This is a genomic window from Paludisphaera soli, assembly GCF_011064595.1.
GTDB lineage: Bacteria > Planctomycetota > Planctomycetia > Isosphaerales > Isosphaeraceae > Paludisphaera > Paludisphaera soli.
In genome coordinates, this window is record NZ_JAALJI010000015.1 from 25,719 (window position 1) to 41,228 (window position 15,510).

The window sequence follows — 15,510 nt, forward strand, 5'->3', positions numbered from 1 at the left end:
TTGCGGCCTGGTGCGGAGCGGGCCCGCTCGCCCAGGGGTCCGGGTCGAGAGGTCCGGCGGAGTATCGTCGGAATCGGCGATCCCGTCAACGGGAACCGCACGGCCTCGGCGCCCGCCGGCTCGACGATTCTCCCCGGGGGTGGACTTGCGAGCGCGTCCCGGATCTGGACATGATCGGTATCAGCGAACCCCCATCGAAAACAGGCAGGCGAGGCGGATCATCATGGCGGCCAACTCGTCGAAAACGCCGGCCCCGGCGTCGCGAGGTCGGGGGCCCGCGCCTTCGACGGCGCGACGGCCGATCTTCCGGCTCCGCGCGGATAACTCCTGGTTCCTGATCTGGGTCGCGGTCGCGGGCGGGCTTTCCATCCTGTTGGCGTTGGTCCTGCCCCTCGTGGCGTCGCGATCGGCCGATCCCGACGCCCTCTGGCGCGACGCCCAGCGCAGCCTGAGCGAGCAACGGATCGATGACGCCGAGCGGCTCCTCGGCCGCCTCACCGCGGCGCGGACCCCCCTGCCCCAGGACTGGATGCTGCGGGGCCAGGTGGAGGTCGCCCGCGGGCGCATCGACGAGGCCGTCGCCGCGCTGGAGAAGGTCGACGACTCCCACCCGGTCGCGGCCCAGGCCCGGCTGCTCGCCGGCCAGGTCGAGCTGCGCCGGGATCGGGCGCGATACGCCGAGCAAGCTTTGCTGGAGGCCCTGAGGCTGGACCCGAAGCTGGCCCAGGCGCGTCGCGAGCTGATCTACATCTACGGGATGCAGCTTCGCCGTCGCGAGCTTTGCGACCAGTTCGCCGCCCTGTCCGAGGTCGCGGCGCTGAAGTTCGAGAACCTGTTCCACTGGTTCCTGATGCGCAACTGCCAGTGGGAGGCGGGCGAGGTCGCCCAGACGCTCGGCCGCTACTTGGAGGCCGACCCCGACGACCGCGAGTCCCGATTGGCCCTGGCCGACAACGACCGCCGCCTCGGACTGTACGACGAGGCCGAGGAGGTGCTCGCCCCGCTCCCCGCCGACGACCCCCGGGCCCTGGCCCACCGCGTGATGATCCTGATGGACCGCCGCGAGGAGGACCAGGCCGAGGCCCTCCTGAACGAAGGCCCCGCCGACGACCCCGAGCTGGCGCGGCTCCGCGGCCGCGTGGCCCTCGCCCGCCGCGACGGGCCCGAGGCCCTGCGCTGGTACCGGATGGCGTACGAGGCCGACCCGGGGAACCGCGACGCCGCCTTCGGCCTGATCAACGCCTACGAGCTTTGCGGCGAGCCCGAAAAGGCCGCGCCCGTGCGGAAGGCCGCCGAGGCGCTGGAAGCGTTCAACTCGCTGGTCCAGCGGATGGCGACCCCCGCCGGCCGCGCCGACCCCGCGCTCGTCAAGCAGGCCGTGCAGGTCTGCACCCAGGCCGGCTTGATCCCCGAGGCTCGCGCCTGGCTCAAGTTCGCGATCGGCCGCGACCCGCTCGACGCCGCCTCGCAACAGGCGCTTTTCCGCTTCAACCAGCAGCATCCGCAGTCGACGCGCGCTGCGGACGCCAGCCCTGAATCTTAAAAATACTCAATCAACCGGGCATTCGCCACCTTCTCGGCGTACCACCTCCAGGCTCGGCACGAGCCTTGCAAAAGGCTCATAGCAGGAGGGAGTACGATGCCAAACCGAACGACGGATCAGGCGCCGCCTGGGCGCTGCGTCTTGATCATCGACGACAATGAAGACCTGGCGCTGTCTCAGGCCAGTCTGCTGCAATACTACGGCTGCCGCGTGGAGGTCGCCCATGACGGATGGGAGGGGCTCCGGCTGGCGACCCAGAAGCCCCACGATATCGTGTTCATCGACATCGGACTGCCGGGGATGTCCGGCTACGAAGTCGTCCGCGCGATCCGATCCGCCCTGGCCGATCCTCCGATCCTGCTGGCTCAGACCGCCTACGGCCAGCCCGAGGACGTGCGGAAGTCGCAGGAGGCGGGCTTCGACGCCCACCTGATCAAGCCCGTGGACCCCAGCGAGATCATCCGCCACGTCCTGGACGGGCGCGACGCGCTGAATCGCCCGGGCCCGGGGGACGACGCCCCGCCCACGCCCCTCCCGCCCCGGAAACCCCGCGTCGATTCGGGATCGGGGCCGAACCGTTCCGAAGCCCGGCCCCGACCGTGACCTGCGCTCGCCGATTGCGGAGTTCCAGGGCGGGCCGCACGCGCACGCGGGTCGACCCGACCTTGACTTCCGAGGCTAGCGGCGAGACACCCAGGAGTTGCCCTCGATCAGGAATCGCAGCGGCTCCAGGGCCCACTCCTTCGCATAATCGACCCCGATTCGGGGCCTGGTCGCGATCGTAAACGCCTCGTCCGGCTCATCGGGCCGTGCGATCACCAGTTCCCCCGCCGAGAGGTCGTGCCCGTACAGGGTCAGGTCGATCGCCAGCGACCGGCACAGCCGGCCCGGCCCGTTGGTCGCCCCTTCGATCCCCGAGACCGGCTCCAGCGCCCGGATCAGGACCGCCGACGAGTGCTCGCCTGGGCCCGTCACGGCGTTCAGGCAGTGGTACATGCCGTAGATCAGATAGACGTACGCGTACCCGGGCGGGCCGTACATGACGCTCGTGCGCCGCGTCTTCCCCTTGGTGGAATGCGCCGCAAGATCGGGCGGGCCGAGGTAGGCCTCGGTCTCGACGATCCGGCCGACCCGGGCCTCGCCGTCGAGGGTCCGCACCAGATTCATCCCCAGGAGGTCGGGGGCGACCTCCTTGGCGTTGCGGTCGTAGAAGCTCCTGGGCAATATGTCCATGCGAACAGTTTAGCGACCCTTGATCGCTCCCGGCAACGTCGTCTCCGAAATCGCGACGATTGTTGAACAGGTCTGGCCGGCGTCGTACCCTGGATCGCCCCCGACGCCGGGGGAATCGATTCCCGAAATCCAGGCGAGGGGCGACGATGCCTGACTTGAGGCTCCGGACGGGTGCGGCGTTCTATCTCCTGACGGCCCTCTCGCTCTCGCTGGGCTGGGGGATTCGGGGGAATTTCGGGCACGAGTACGGGGCGATGATCCCGGGGGCGCTGGCGGCGATGGCCGCGGTGCTGCTCTCGGGGCGGCGCGACTGGTACGGGCGGCTGCCGTTCTTCGCGATGTTCGGGGCGTTGGGGTGGTCGTTCGGCGGAAGCATCTCCTACATGTGGGTGATCGGGTACACGCATTCGGGGCATTCGCCCTCGGTGCTGTACGGGTTCGCCAGCCTCTTCGTCATCGGATTCCTCTGGGCGGCCCCCGGCGGCGCGGGGACGGCCCTTCCCGCCGAGGCGAGCCGCGACCGCCTGGTCGAGCTGTTTCCGCCGATCGCGGCCGTCTTTGCGGCCTGGCAAGTCCAGGGTCGGCTCCTCCAACCCTGGCTGCAATCGCAGGGTTACAACCTCGACTGGTACGACTCGGACTGGCTGGGCGTGATCGTGGCGTTGGCGGCCACCCTCGCCTACGCGGGGACTCGGCGGCGGGTCGACCGGGCCGCATCGCTCATCCTGTACATGACGATCGGATGGTTGATCGGATTCGTGACGCTCGTGCCGATCCTGGGCCTGCGCATGACGCCGCCGCGCGGCGACAACTGGGCCGGCTGCCTGGGCATGGTCGCGGGGATGCTCGCCTACTGCCTGCGCAACGAGTTGCCCCAGGTCGCGCGAGCGGCCGTCGTGACCGGCGTCGTGGGGGGGATCAGCTTCGCGGGTGCGTCGATGATCAAGCTGGTGGCGGTCACCAGCGGCTACAAGACGAACTGGCACAGCGTGCTGGAGCAGACGACCGGTTTGATCAACGGCCTGGGGCTGGCGTTGGCCGTGGCGGCCCTGGCGAAGCGGGTCGGCAGGGTCGATGACGAGGTCGCGGTCCCGCCGTCGCGACGCTGGCCGGAGCGGTTGGCGGTGGCCTTCACCCTGCTTGCGATCCCGCTGGTGAACTTCCGCAAGAGCGTCGGCCACTGGGTGGACGTGCAGGCGGTGCCGGCCCTGATGTACGGCGTCCCGGCCGAGGGCTGGTTCGACCTGGGCTTCGCGATCCTGACGACGGCCCTGTTCATCCTGATGATCCGCCACGATCGCCGGCCCATAGCCGCGGTCCCCGAGTCGGCGCTCGGACGGGGCCAGTCGCTCTACCTGATGCTGCTGGCGATCGTCGTCGTCGGCAACTTCGGCAAGGCGGTGGTCAAGTTCGCGGATCAACGCCTGATCACCGAGGGCGTCGTCTACGCGAACGCCGTGATCTGCGCCCTGATCCTGCTGCTGGCTTCCCCCTCGCGCGACGAGTCGGCCGGTAGCTTCGAGGCCCCGACGCCCCGCGACCGCCCGGTGCGCTGGGGGCGGCTCGTCGCGATCGGCGTGCTGGCCTCGGTCCTGGCGATCCTGGCCGACTGGGCCATCGTCCGGGCGATCTACGGCGACCGTTTCGCCGGCCACGCCGGGCTGCATATCCGCTTCGGGCCCAATGCCACGGGCAACATCCCGACGAAACATCCCTGACCTGGGCCGATCAGTCGTCCGCGACCTCGTCCAGGAAGGCCGACGTCTCGGCGATCAGCCGGTCCCTGTCGCGGTCGAGGGCCGCCAGGTGGTCGCTGCGCGGCAGCATGACGAGCCGCTTCGCGCGCGAGCCGAGGCGGCCGTAAAGCCAGTCCGCGCGGGAGGGCTCGACGACCGTGTCGAGGCTCCCCTGGAGGATCAGGGTCGGGGCGTCGATCGCCGGGAGCGTCGGCTCGACCACCTCGATCAGCTCGAGCGCGGAGACGGCCGCGGCCAGGCTGAACGTGCGGAAGCGGTCGAGCGACGCGACCCGGGCCCGCGCGTCGGGGTCGCGCGCGGCGGGGCCGCGGCGGGGGATGTCGGGCCGGAACCTGGCGACCGCCCGCAGCACGCGCGAGGGCCGGAACGGCAGGCGGCTGGTGTAGCGGATCGCGAAGAAAGGGGCGATGAGCACGAGGCGGTCGACCGGCCGTCGGCTCGCCAGGTGGAGCGAGATCAGGGCCCCCGTCGAGAAGCCGACGACGCTCGCCGGGCCTCGTCCCGCCGTCAGGTCGTCGTACCAGGATTCCGCCGCGCGGGTCCAGTCGACCCACGAGGACGGGGGCATGACCGGCCCCGGCCCCTCGTGCCCGGGGAGCGTCGGCGCGTCGACGCGGCGGCCCGACCGGCGGAGGGCGTCGATCAGCGGTTGCAGCTCATAAGGGCCGCCCCCCAGTCCGTGGATCGCGAGGCAGGCGGCGGGCTCGGGTCCTTCCGTCGTCATCCTCACGGACCTTTCCTGGGGCCGACGAAGTCTGCCTGGTCCCCTCGCGGACCGGACGCCTCGCCCTGGCCCATTCTAGCCGATCCTGGCGTGGGCGTCGGCCTGGCGGAGCGGGGTCGGCCGGGCGAGGAAGTGGGGTCGGCGGGACGCGGGGTCGAGGCCGAGTTCCCGGCGGGCCTCGGGGATGGCGCGTTCGAGGGCCTCGGCGAGGTCGCCGGCCGACCGGAACCGCGCCCTCGGGTCGCGGGCGGTGGCCCGCAGGAGGACGGGCTCGAACGCGGTCGGGAGGCCCGGGTCCACCGAACGGGGCGGTCGCGGGCGGGCCGTGGCCAGCGCCGTGGCGAGGGCGGGGAGCGGCACGTTGCGCACCGGGTCGTAGAGGCGGCCGAGGGTCAGGGTCTCGAACAGGGTCACGCCCATCGAGTACACGTCCGAGAGGATCTCGTCGGCCGGGGCCTTCAGGAGGCGCTCGGGCGACATGTACATGGGAGTTCCCGCGCCGTCGCGCATCTGCTCGGTCGTGGCCCAGTCCAGGTCGCGGCCGAGTCCCAGGTCGCACAGGTAGACGCCGAACGGCCGACGACGCTCCAGCAGGATGTTCGCCGGCTTGACGTCGCGATGGACCACGCGGTGCCGGTGGATGAAGTCGAGCGCCCGGGCGGCCCGGGCCAGCAGCCTGGCGGACTCCACGTAGTACCGGGGGTCGTCGAGGGTGACGAGGGCGTGGATCGGATCGGCCGCGTCGCCGGCCTTGTGGATGCGGCGCTCGTGGATCACGTCCTGGAGCGTGGCGGCCTCGACGAAGGGCATCGCCATGTAGAAGCAGCCGTCGACCTCGCCGGCGTCGACCACCCGGAGCAGCGACGGCCCGTCGAGCCGCGCGCCGCGCTCGGCCTCGCGGCGGAACTGGGCGAGCCGCCGGGGGTGGATGGAGAGCCCGGGGTTGAGGATCTTGAGCGCGACCACGCGGCTCCGGCCCTCTCCGCGGACGGCCTTCCAGACCTCGCCCTGGGCCCCGCGCCCCAGGCGGGCGAGCAGCCGATACGGGCCGATCCGCTGGAACGGCCGCAGCCGCGAGGCGGGCGGGGGCGGGGCCGGGGCGATCGGGCCTCGCCGGGCGCCGATCGACGTCGCGTCGAGGCCGCTCGACTCGTCCAGCGGCTGCGAGATCAGGATGTGGGTCAAGGCGGAGGGCGTCGCCGAGAAGGCGTCGTCCACGCCCGGATGATGCTCCCGCGAGACCTCGTCCGCCGGGGATTCCTTCGCGACGATCATGGTTCTCGTGCCCTTCCTGATGGATTCTTCGTCCCGGCCGCCACGCCCGCCGGCTCCACTCAACGCTAGGCCCGGTTTGGAGGGCCCGCGCCCGGGCCGTGACGCATGTTGCCGGGATTCCACGACGGTCGAAATCCGGCTCGCATCCGTCGCGTGACGGCCTATGTTGCCAGCCGATGGCGTCGGCCCCGCGGGCCGCGTACGATGGACCCCCCTGTCGCGAGGCTGAGGGTCGTCGGGTCGAATCGTCGGGTGGGAGCGGGATCGAAATGAGCGAGCAGGCGCACGAGCACGAGCCGGAGGGACACGACCTCTACGCCACGCCGGTCGACGCGGTCGAGGAACCGCCGCGCACGCTGGTCACGGCGCTCGGCCGGATCGGCCCTGGCCTGATCCTGGCGGCGGCGATCGTCGGCACCGGCGAGCTGATCAACACGACCGGCCTCGGCGCCAAGGCCGGGTTCACCCTCCTCTGGCTGATCCTGGCGAGCTGCGTGGTCAAGGTATTCGTCCAGGTCGAGCTGGGGCGGTACGCGATCGTCCACGGCAAGACGACGCTCGCGGCCTTCGACACGCTTCCCGGCCCCCGGCTGGGGGCCTCGTGGATCTGCTGGCTCTGGCTGATCATGATGCTGGCGACCCAGGCGCAGATCGCGGCGATGGAAGGGACCGTGGGCCAGGCGGCGCACATGGCCTTCCCCGCCGCCTCCGACGCCATGGCCGACGCCGTGGGCGCGGTCGTCCCCTCGTGGGGGGCGTTCCTCAAGACCCGCGAGGAATACATCTGGGCCGGCCTGACGACGATCGCGGCGGCCGCCTTGCTGCTGTCCGGCGGCTACAAGCGGATCGAACGGATCACGACGATCCTGGTGGCCGCCGTGACCCTCTTCACGGTCGCCAGCGTGGTCATCCTGCAGTGGACGACGTTCCGCATCGGCCTGCCCGACCTGGCCTCGGGCTTCACGTTCGCCCTGCCGGCGACCGCCGTGGGGCTGGCCTTCTCGGCCTTCGGCATCACCGGCGTGGGGGCCGCCGAACTCGTGGCCTATCCTTATTGGTGCATCGAGAAGGGCTACGCCAAATTCGTCGGCCCCAAACCGGCGAGCGACGACGCCCGATGGGTCGACCGGGCCCGGGGCTGGACCCGCGTGATGCAGCTCGACGCCTGGGTCAGCATGCTCGTCTTCACGATCGCCACGGTCGCGTTCTACCTGCTGGGCGCGGCGGTGCTGCACCCCCAGGGGCTCGACCCCAAGGGGCCCGAGATGATCCCGACCCTGGCGCGGATGTACCTCGGCCCGCTCGAAGGGACGCCGCTGGCCTCGCTGCGGGGCGGCGTGCGCGTCGCCTTCCTGCTGGGGGCGTGGGCCGTGCTGTTCAAGACGCTGTACGTCGCGACCGCCGCCAACAGCCGCCTCACGGTCGACTTCCTGAACTTGACCGGCATCTGGCGGCCCGAGGGCGACGCCGGCCGTGAACGCGCCGTGAAGGTCTTCTGCGTCGTCTACCCGGCGCTAGCCCTGGCTCTCTACTATGCGGTCCGCGAGCCCCTGGGCCTGGTGAAGGCCGGCGGCGTGGCCCAGGGGATGATGTTGCCCCTGATCGCCGGCGCCGTCATCTACCTCCGCCGCCGCGACGACGACCCCCGCGTCGGCCCCTCGCGCCTGAGCGACACGTTCACCTGGATCGCCTTCCTCGCCATCACGATCGTCGCCGGCTACAGCGCGTTCGACCTGGCGAGAAGTCTCGTCGCGGCGTGAGCGGGGATGACCGGGCCTCACTCCGGAATCCGGGGCCAAGATCGATGACTGCAGCGGAACAGGATTCGGCCTCATCGGGCGAGACGTCGGCCGGCCCGTCGTCCACCGGGGCGATGAGCCGGTGGACCGTCCGGGCGATTCGGGCCGCCGGTTGGGGCGCCGCCGCCCTGGCCTCGCTCGGCTTCGCCGGGGCGGTGGCCGGCGCGGCCGATCTGGCCTCACATTTCCGGGTCGCCTACGCGCTGGCGATGATCCCGGCGATCGCCACCTACACCGTGCGACCGAGACGCGCGTGGCGGCGAGCCGCGATCCTGGGGCTCGTCCTCTTGCTCGACTCCGCGGCGATCGTCGTGCTGTACCTGCCCGTCCGGGACGCCCTCGATCCGGGATCGAAGCAGACCCCGATCCGCTTGCTCCAGTTCAACACGTGGCCGAAGAATCCGCGCGACCACGAAGTTCTCGCTCTCGTCAGGTCGGAGCGGGCGGACGTGGTCTCGCTCCAGGAGACCAGCCATTCGCTCCGCGAGGCCGTCGGACGTGAACTCTCGGACCTCTACGACATCCTCTCGGCCGACTCCGAGATGCTCCTGATCCGGCGCGACGAGCCAGGGATCCGGATGCGAGATCACGACCGGCACCCCCTCCCCGGCGGTCTCCAGGCCATCTCGGCCGGGCTGGAGATCGGGGGGCGTGAGGTCTCCGTGCTGAGCCTCCACGCCATGGCCCCGGTCGGGCTCGCCCGGGCGGCGATCCGCGACGCCCAATTCGAGTGGGTCGCCCGATGGCGCCGCGCCCAGCCCGGCCCCGTGATCGTCCTGGGCGACCTCAACGCCACCCCCTGGTCGTCTCCTTTCGGCCGCCTCCTCCGCGAGGGAGGACGGATCGACTCCACGCGAGGGTTCGGCGTGCAGCCGACCTGGAGGACGAGCTATGGGCCCTTGAGCGGCCCCCTGGCCTGGCCGGTGCAGATCCCGATCGACCACTGCCTGCACTCGGCGGGGTTCGTGACCCTGGACCGCAAGACCGGTCCGGCGTGCGGATCGAATCACTTCCCGCTGCTCGTCACCCTCGGATGCACCGAGACCGCGCAGCCTGATTGAGAGACCGGCCGGAACGCCGGCGTTACGGAAACGGCGAGTCGAAGTCGTCGACGGCGGCCTTCTTCTTCGGGGCCCAGCCGAAGAGTTCCAGCTTCTCCTCTCGGGTGAGGCGGGGCCAGTTCCGGGTCTCGCGGAGGGCCTGGTCCCAGGGGACGCCGCGTAGCTCGCGGTAGCGGCGGGGGACGGCCGACGAGCCCGCGGCGCAGAGGGCGTCGACCTCGGCGACCGCCGCGCCGATCTCGCGGGCGACCTCGGTGTCGGGCAGGTCGCGAAACGGCCCCCGGTCGAAGGCGTCCAGCTGCTGCCGGGCGATCTCCTCGCCGTTGCGGGCGATGAAATCCCGCAGGGCGTCGGGATCGACGGCCGACCAGACCAGGCCGCACGAGGCGCACGCGGCGAACGTCGACCGGACGCCCAGGCCGGAGCTGTACGGCCGGCAGTGTCGAGGCCGGACGCAGCACGAGCCCCCGTCGCCGACGGCCAGCACGTCGACGCTCAGGACGGACGAGCCGCCGCAACGGGGACAGCAGGCGGATTTCACGGGCACCTCCCGTCGTCAGATGTGGATACGATCGGTTTCCGCCCGGCGATTCGTCGATTTGGCAGGGATATTGCGGATAATCGCCCGACAGCAGCCGGGCTCTCCCGGTCCTGTCCACATCTTATCGCGATTCCGAGGATCGCCATGAACACGCGAAAGAGCGACGAGAAGCTAGTGGACCTCCCCCCCTTCGGCGAGCGCAACGCCGACCCCGCGACCGACCAGCCGGGCTCGCACCCGATCGAGACCGGCATCGGGGCCGCCGTCGGCGGCGCGGCCACCGGGGCCTCCCTCGGCTCGGCGGCCGGGCCGGTGGGGACCGTCATCGGCACGGCCGTCGGCGCCATCGCCGGAGGTCTCGCCGGCAAGGGGATCGGCGAGTTGATCGATCCGACCACCGAGGACAACTGGCTCCGCGACAACTTCCGGTCGCGCCCCTACGTCGAGGACGGCGACCAGTTCGAGGACTTCCACCACGCCTTCCGCTACGGTGCGTGGGCCGAATCCAGGTACGGCGACGCCGGCATCGACCTGTCCGACAAGAAGTTCCAGGACGATTGGGAGGCCAGCAAAGAAAGCGACCTCCCCTGGACCAAGGCCGTCGGCGCCGTCAAGGACGCCTACGACCGCGCCGTCCACGTCCGCCGACACCGCGAGAAGTCCGGGGGCTGACCGCTCACGCCCCGGCCGCGTCCAGGATGACGACGTGCGACGGGTTGCCCACCGGGACGTAATGCCCGGTGAACGCCAGCCCGCCGCTCGGCACGTCGACGCGGAAGACGGCGATGTTGTCGCCCCGCTGGTTGCAGCAGTAGAGGAACCGGCCGGTCGGGTCGAAGGAGAAGCTGCGAGGGTAGTCGCCGCGCGTCCATTCCTCGCCGACGTAGCTGAGCGTCCCGTCCGGGCCGACGGCGAGGATCGCGATGCTGTCGTGCAGACGGTTGCCGGCGTAGACGAAGCGGCCGTCGGCCGACACGAGGATCTCCGACGTGAAGTTACTGCCCGCGAATCCGGGCGGCAGCGTCGAGATCGTCTGCCGCGGCGACAGCCGACCGCGCTCGGCGTCGTAGTCGAACAGGACGATCGTCGAGCCTTCCTCCTGGATCGAGTAGAACCAACGGCCGTTGGGATGGAAGTGGAAGTGTCGCGGGCCGTCGCCCGGCGGCAGGGCGACGGCGTGCGGCTCGTTCGGCGTCAGCTTGCCCGTCTCCGCGTCGAACTTCCAGACGAAGATCCGATCCAGACCCAGGTCGACGTGGATGACGAACCGGCCCGAGGGGTCGGCCTGGATCATGTGCGCGTGGGTCCGGTCGTGGCCGCTGATCGCGAACGAGCCCGGCGGCGCGTGCGTCGCCTTCCGAGGCCCGATCTCGCCGGCGTCGACCTTCGCGTCGACCGGCTCGCCGAGCTTGCCTCCTTCGAGGATCGGCAGGACCGCCACCGAGCCGCCGAAGTAGTTCGCCACCAGCAGGAACCGCCCCGACGGATGCAGACTCACATAGGTCGGCCCCGCGCCGCCCGATTGGACGGTGTTCAACGGCGTCAGGGTCCCCGTCGCGCGATCCACGGCGAAGGCGCTGACGGTCCCGTGCTTGTCGTCCCCCACGCGGTCGGTCTCGTTGGCCGAATACAGGTGCGTGCCCGATGCATCCAGCGCCAGGCAGCTCGGGCTCGTCCCCATCTCGTGCACGCCGACGGCCGTCATCGCGCCGGTCTCGCGATCGACCCGGAAGACGTGGATCCCCCGGCCGTTCCCCGGCGGCAGGTCCACCTGCGTCGGCAAGACGTCCCGGAGCGGCGAGCTGAACGTCCCGACGAAGGCCAGGAGGTCCCCCCCTCCCTGCCCCGCTCGGAGCGAGCCGGCGACGATCGGGGCGGTCGCGGCCAGCGCGAGGGATTCCTTCAGGAACAGACGACGGGAACGATCGGAGGATGTCATGGGGTTGATGCCGTCTTTCGTGATGCGATCGGGATGAACGGGCGGGTCGGCCGCCGGGCTACTTCCGAGATAGACTACCCGCCCCCCGCTCCTGCATTCCACTCCGCGGATCCGACGCCGACGTCGGTTATTTCCTTGAGCCCGCCACGCTCCTCGCATCCAATGGGCGAGTCCGAACATGGCCCTCGCCAGGCCCGCGACATCGATACGACCCACGGCTTATCAGCTTCGCGAGTCATCATGCCATGACGTCAACACTTGTCTTCGCCCTGCTCTTCACGACGGCCGGCACGTCCCTCGCCGAGGAACCGCCCACGCTCCCCGAGGGGTACTGGCCCGAGGCGAAGGCCGCCGAGATCCTGGCGAAGACCCAGGAGATCCGCCTGGCCCCGGATCTCGCGGGGCTCGACGAAAACGAGCAGGCGGCCCTGGCATCGCTGCTCCAGGCGGGCGCCGTCTTCCAGAGGCTCTACGAGGACGCGCGGCATCACCAGGCGTTGAAGTCGCACCAGGAGCTGATCGACCTGGACCGCAAGCTGGGGAGCCCGAAGCGGACGAAGGACCTCCTCGACCTCTACCGGCTCTTCCAGGGGCCGATCGCCACCACGCTGGCCAACGCCCGCGAGCCGTTCCTCCCCGTCGGCCCGCAGCTCCCGGGGCGGAACGTTTACCCGATCGACGCGACCGGCGAGCAGGTGACCGGCTTCGTCGACGCCCACCCCGACCGCAAGGAGACGATCCTCGCCGAACGCTCCGTCGTCCGCCGCTCGACCCGCGAGAACCTCGACCGCGACCTCAAAGCGCTCGAAGACGGCGCCCTCGACATCCTGCACCCCGGCCTGAAGGCGCATCTCCAGACGCTCGCGAAGGCCCCCGACGAGGCGACGTTCTACGCCGTCCCCTACGCCGTGGCGTATGCGCACGACCTGCGGCTCGCCTTCGGCCACCTCAACGCCGCCGCCGACCGGCTGCAGGCGACCGACGAGGACCTGGCCGCCTACCTCCGCAACCGGGCCCGCGACCTCCTTTCGAACGATTACGAGAGCGGCGACGCCTCGTGGGTCTCCGGCCGATTCCGGAAGCTCAACGCGCAGATCGGCGCTTACGAGACCTACGACGACGCCCTCTTCGGCGTGAAGGCGTTCTCCAGCTTCAGCCTGCTCCTGATCGACCGCGCGGCGACCGACGAGCTGCGGAAGAAGCTCGGCGGGCTCCAGAAGGTCGAGGACGCCTTGCCCTACGACCACGCCAAGCGCGTGCGCGAGGACATCTCGGTCGGCGTCTACGACGTGATCGCCGACTTCGGCCAGGCCCGGGGGACGAACACGGCGACCATCCTCCCGAACGACGCGACCTATTCCCGCAAGTACGGCCGGACGATCCTCCTCCGCCGCAACGTGATGGAGAACCCCGAGCTGTTCGCCACCGACCTGCGGATCTGGAAGGCCGCGACGGCCGACCGCTTCGCCGACGACCTCGCCCCGGCGGGGAACTTCCAGCGCACGCTCTGGCACGAGGTCGGCCACTACCTGGGCGTCGACCGCGACAAGCAGGGGCGGACGCTCGACGCCGCCCTCCGCGACCAGGCCGACGCCATGGAGGAGATGAAGGCCGACCTCGTCTCCCTCTTCACCTTGCATCGCATGGCGAAGGACGATGCGATCGACGCCAAGCTCCTCCGCGCCGTGCAGGCCGGCGGGATCCGCCGCACGCTCCAGAACGTGAAGCCCCGCAAGGACCAGCCGTATCAGACGATGCAGCTCGCCCAGTTCAATTACTTCCTGGACCGGGGCCTGATCGCCGCCGACCCCGAGACCGCGAGGCTCACGATCGACTACGCGAAGTACGCCGAGGTCGTCACCGACCTGCTGCACGAGGTGCTCGGCGTGCAGTACGAGGGCGACCGGGACTCCGCCGAGGCCTTCCTCACGAAATGGGGCGCCTGGACCCCCGAACTCCACGAGAGGCTCGCCGCCCGGATCCGAGACGCCCAGGGCGCCCGCTTCCGGATCGTCCGCTACGGCGCGCTGGGGGAATGAGGTGCCGACCTGCCGTCGGAGGACCCGGCCGTTTTCGTCTCCTCGGTGGATGCCCCGGGGGCGGGGCCTTCTCTCGTCCGCTCGTCTACCGAGCACCCCATCGCTCGTTGTGGCCGATCGGCCGAGCCCGGGTGGCACAGGCCGATCGACCTGAAACCAGGAGGTAGGGATGAGAGGCGGCTTCGATAGGAGCAAGACCCTCCAGGAGATAGAGCGACGCGACTGGGGGGAGCCCACTTACGACTCGTACCTGGTGACGACCTGCCACCGGCTGCGTCGAAAACCGCTGGATAAGTTCACGGCGGAGGACCTCCGAATCATGATCGGCCAGAAGATCTCGCTACCGATACTCATGCCCTTGGCGGTGGAGTGGCTAGAGCGGGAGCCCCTGGCCGCCGGACGCTTTTATGGGGGCGATCTGCTGGCTGCGGTGACGGCCGTCGGCGACGACTTTTGGGCCATCCATCCGGACTCTCTGCAGAGGGTCCGTCGGGTCTTGGGCCGTGTCCAAGACCTTCTGCCGTCCCTCGACGAGGTCGATCAAGGCACGATCAACCAGGTTTTGGAAGAAGCCCCACGAATGCTCAAAGCCGAGTGAGGCCGTGAAGCGAGGCTCGTTACTCAACTCGCTTTACATCAAAGGCTTTAAGATGCGTTAGCCCCGGCCTCGGGGGTATGGGCCGAGGAGAGCCCCACGACCTCGATTTTCGCCCAGAAGAGGCTGGTCCTCGGTGTGAAAGCGTCCGTCGCCGATCGATGCTGGGGCAAAGGCAGGCCGACCGAGGCGACCGTTCGAGCCGTCGAGTCCGGTCATCGTCGCCTGCCGTATTCCGAATGCTCGTGCACGGGTCCGGTGCGATTCAACGGCCACCGCGACCTGCTGGCGGGCCTCGCGGACGGCGAGGGCCTGTGGGTCGCCGCGCGCAGGGAGTCCGAGTTCCGAGAGTTCCGCCGGCTCCTGGAGCCGACGGGCATGTCATGGGAGGCCGGTTCCGACGATTGGCCCCGCGACGGGTGACGCCCGATCCGCGGCGTCGACCCGATGCGAAGCCCCCTGGGGCTCAGTCGCCGTTGACGAGATGGTCGCGATCCTCGTAGCGGATCAGGGTGGACTCGGGGACGTCCAGCGATCGGAGGATGCGACGGGCCGCCTCGATCCCCCGGTCGACGTCGCATTCCCGCACCTCGACCTCGATCGACCAGAGCATGCGGTTCTTGTAGGTTCCGTAGGAGAAGACGCGGCCCAGCCCGACGGCCCGGAACTCCCGGTCGACCCGCTCGGCATATTCGCCGATCGACCGGCCGGCGGGGCCCAGCTCGGCCAGGACGAGGGTGATCCATCGAGCTTCGAGCACGTCGATGTCGTCCACGTCGAAGGCGTCGCCCATTCGAGGGGCCTCCTCGCCGGTTCGGGTCTCGGGATGGGAAGTCGGCCGGGCCGTCGTCCGTCGCGTGAGTATCGAGCGAGCGGCCGTCCCTCACAACGCCCCACCGACCTAGGCTCGTCCGGAGCCCGCGCCGGCGCTCTCAAATCGGGCCCGTCTCGGTAAGCTGGGTGACGTATTCGCGACGGCCCCGCCAGGGAGACGGCCGTCGCGA

The 15,510-nt window shown here is 70.3% G+C and carries 15 protein-coding genes; 9 read left to right on the plus strand and 6 right to left on the minus strand.

The features are described 5' to 3' along the window. The first annotated feature begins 223 nt into the window (after nt 1-223). The gene (locus G6O68_RS18490) at nt 224-1,543 is read left to right on the plus strand and encodes a tetratricopeptide repeat protein (RefSeq protein WP_165250122.1); all 1,320 of its coding nucleotides are present in this window, start codon (nt 224-226) and stop codon (nt 1,541-1,543) included. A 96-nt stretch (nt 1,544-1,639) separates the two neighbouring features. Next, nucleotides 1,640-2,146: a response regulator gene (locus G6O68_RS18495; protein ID WP_165250123.1), complete on the plus strand. Its 507-nt coding sequence runs from the start codon at nt 1,640-1,642 to the stop codon at nt 2,144-2,146. Nucleotides 2,147-2,221: 75 nt separating this feature from the next. Here G6O68_RS18495 and G6O68_RS18500 read toward each other — a convergent pair whose 3' ends face one another. Next, nucleotides 2,222-2,776, minus strand: a complete 555-nt coding sequence (locus tag G6O68_RS18500; protein ID WP_165250124.1) for a DNA-3-methyladenine glycosylase — start codon at nt 2,774-2,776, stop codon at nt 2,222-2,224. A 146-nt stretch (nt 2,777-2,922) separates the two neighbouring features. Here G6O68_RS18500 and G6O68_RS18505 point away from each other — a divergent pair, with 146 nt between their 5' ends. Further along, a complete protein-coding gene (locus tag G6O68_RS18505) occupies nt 2,923-4,494 on the plus strand; it encodes a hypothetical protein (RefSeq protein ID WP_165250125.1) in 1,572 nt (523 codons plus the stop codon). A gap of 10 nt (nt 4,495-4,504) precedes the next feature. Here G6O68_RS18505 and G6O68_RS18510 read toward each other — a convergent pair whose 3' ends face one another. Next, on the minus strand, nt 4,505-5,257 hold the full coding sequence (locus G6O68_RS18510; RefSeq protein ID WP_165250126.1) for an alpha/beta hydrolase: 753 nt from the start codon (nt 5,255-5,257) through the stop codon (nt 4,505-4,507). A gap of 75 nt (nt 5,258-5,332) precedes the next feature. Further along, the gene (locus G6O68_RS18515; protein WP_165250127.1) at nt 5,333-6,532 is read right to left on the minus strand and encodes a serine/threonine-protein kinase; all 1,200 of its coding nucleotides are present in this window, start codon (nt 6,530-6,532) and stop codon (nt 5,333-5,335) included. A 269-nt stretch (nt 6,533-6,801) separates the two neighbouring features. Here G6O68_RS18515 and G6O68_RS18520 point away from each other — a divergent pair, with 269 nt between their 5' ends. Further along, a complete protein-coding gene (locus G6O68_RS18520) occupies nt 6,802-8,292 on the plus strand; it encodes an Nramp family divalent metal transporter (RefSeq protein WP_165250128.1) in 1,491 nt (496 codons plus the stop codon). 44 nt (nt 8,293-8,336) lie between these two features. Further along, nucleotides 8,337-9,392 (plus strand): endonuclease/exonuclease/phosphatase family protein, encoded by a 1,056-nt coding sequence (locus G6O68_RS18525; protein WP_165250129.1) that lies wholly within the window; start codon nt 8,337-8,339, stop codon nt 9,390-9,392. A gap of 22 nt (nt 9,393-9,414) precedes the next feature. Here G6O68_RS18525 and G6O68_RS18530 read toward each other — a convergent pair whose 3' ends face one another. Next, the gene (locus tag G6O68_RS18530; RefSeq protein WP_165250130.1) at nt 9,415-9,933 is read right to left on the minus strand and encodes a hypothetical protein; all 519 of its coding nucleotides are present in this window, start codon (nt 9,931-9,933) and stop codon (nt 9,415-9,417) included. A 144-nt stretch (nt 9,934-10,077) separates the two neighbouring features. On the opposite strand from G6O68_RS18530, the gene G6O68_RS18535 reads away from it, so the two are divergent. Further along, nucleotides 10,078-10,605: a hypothetical protein gene (locus G6O68_RS18535; protein WP_206108136.1), complete on the plus strand. Its 528-nt coding sequence runs from the start codon at nt 10,078-10,080 to the stop codon at nt 10,603-10,605. Between the two features lie 4 nt (nt 10,606-10,609). Here the strand turns inward: G6O68_RS18535 and G6O68_RS18540 are convergent, their stop codons facing one another. Further along, complete coding sequence (locus G6O68_RS18540; protein ID WP_165250131.1) at nt 10,610-11,872, minus strand: lactonase family protein; 1,263 nt, start codon at nt 11,870-11,872, stop codon at nt 10,610-10,612. Between the two features lie 245 nt (nt 11,873-12,117). On the opposite strand from G6O68_RS18540, the gene G6O68_RS18545 reads away from it, so the two are divergent. The 3 genes from G6O68_RS18545 to G6O68_RS18555 all read left to right on the plus strand — a co-directional run bounded on the left by G6O68_RS18545 (nt 12,118) and on the right by G6O68_RS18555 (nt 14,929). After that, entirely contained in the window at nt 12,118-13,911 is a 1,794-nt protein-coding gene (locus tag G6O68_RS18545) for an NUDIX hydrolase (protein ID WP_165250132.1), read from the plus strand. 169 nt (nt 13,912-14,080) lie between these two features. Beyond that, entirely contained in the window at nt 14,081-14,509 is a 429-nt protein-coding gene (locus tag G6O68_RS18550) for a contact-dependent growth inhibition system immunity protein (protein WP_165250133.1), read from the plus strand. Nucleotides 14,510-14,764: 255 nt separating this feature from the next. Beyond that, nucleotides 14,765-14,929: a hypothetical protein gene (locus tag G6O68_RS18555; RefSeq protein ID WP_165250134.1), complete on the plus strand. Its 165-nt coding sequence runs from the start codon at nt 14,765-14,767 to the stop codon at nt 14,927-14,929. Nucleotides 14,930-14,972: 43 nt separating this feature from the next. Here the strand turns inward: G6O68_RS18555 and G6O68_RS18560 are convergent, their stop codons facing one another. Beyond that, a complete protein-coding gene (locus G6O68_RS18560) occupies nt 14,973-15,299 on the minus strand; it encodes a hypothetical protein (RefSeq protein WP_165250135.1) in 327 nt (108 codons plus the stop codon). Nucleotides 15,300-15,510: the final 211 nt, after the last annotated feature.

Bases quoted from the DNA above. Each gene is read 5' to 3' on its own strand.
- G6O68_RS18490 (WP_165250122.1), top strand. From the start codon at position 224: ATGGCGGCCAACTCGTCGAAAACGCCGGCCCCGGCGTCGCGAGGTCGG.
- G6O68_RS18495 (WP_165250123.1), top strand. From the start codon at position 1,640: ATGCCAAACCGAACGACGGATCAGGCGCCGCCTGGGCGCTGCGTCTTG.
- G6O68_RS18500 (WP_165250124.1), bottom strand. From the start codon at position 2,776: ATGGACATATTGCCCAGGAGCTTCTACGACCGCAACGCCAAGGAGGTC.
- G6O68_RS18505 (WP_165250125.1), top strand. From the start codon at position 2,923: ATGCCTGACTTGAGGCTCCGGACGGGTGCGGCGTTCTATCTCCTGACG.
- G6O68_RS18510 (WP_165250126.1), bottom strand. From the start codon at position 5,257: ATGACGACGGAAGGACCCGAGCCCGCCGCCTGCCTCGCGATCCACGGA.
- G6O68_RS18515 (WP_165250127.1), bottom strand. From the start codon at position 6,532: ATGATCGTCGCGAAGGAATCCCCGGCGGACGAGGTCTCGCGGGAGCAT.
- G6O68_RS18520 (WP_165250128.1), top strand. From the start codon at position 6,802: ATGAGCGAGCAGGCGCACGAGCACGAGCCGGAGGGACACGACCTCTAC.
- G6O68_RS18525 (WP_165250129.1), top strand. From the start codon at position 8,337: ATGACTGCAGCGGAACAGGATTCGGCCTCATCGGGCGAGACGTCGGCC.
- G6O68_RS18535 (WP_206108136.1), top strand. From the start codon at position 10,078: ATGAACACGCGAAAGAGCGACGAGAAGCTAGTGGACCTCCCCCCCTTC.
- G6O68_RS18540 (WP_165250131.1), bottom strand. From the start codon at position 11,872: ATGACATCCTCCGATCGTTCCCGTCGTCTGTTCCTGAAGGAATCCCTC.
- G6O68_RS18545 (WP_165250132.1), top strand. From the start codon at position 12,118: ATGACGTCAACACTTGTCTTCGCCCTGCTCTTCACGACGGCCGGCACG.
- G6O68_RS18550 (WP_165250133.1), top strand. From the start codon at position 14,081: ATGAGAGGCGGCTTCGATAGGAGCAAGACCCTCCAGGAGATAGAGCGA.
- G6O68_RS18560 (WP_165250135.1), bottom strand. From the start codon at position 15,299: ATGGGCGACGCCTTCGACGTGGACGACATCGACGTGCTCGAAGCTCGA.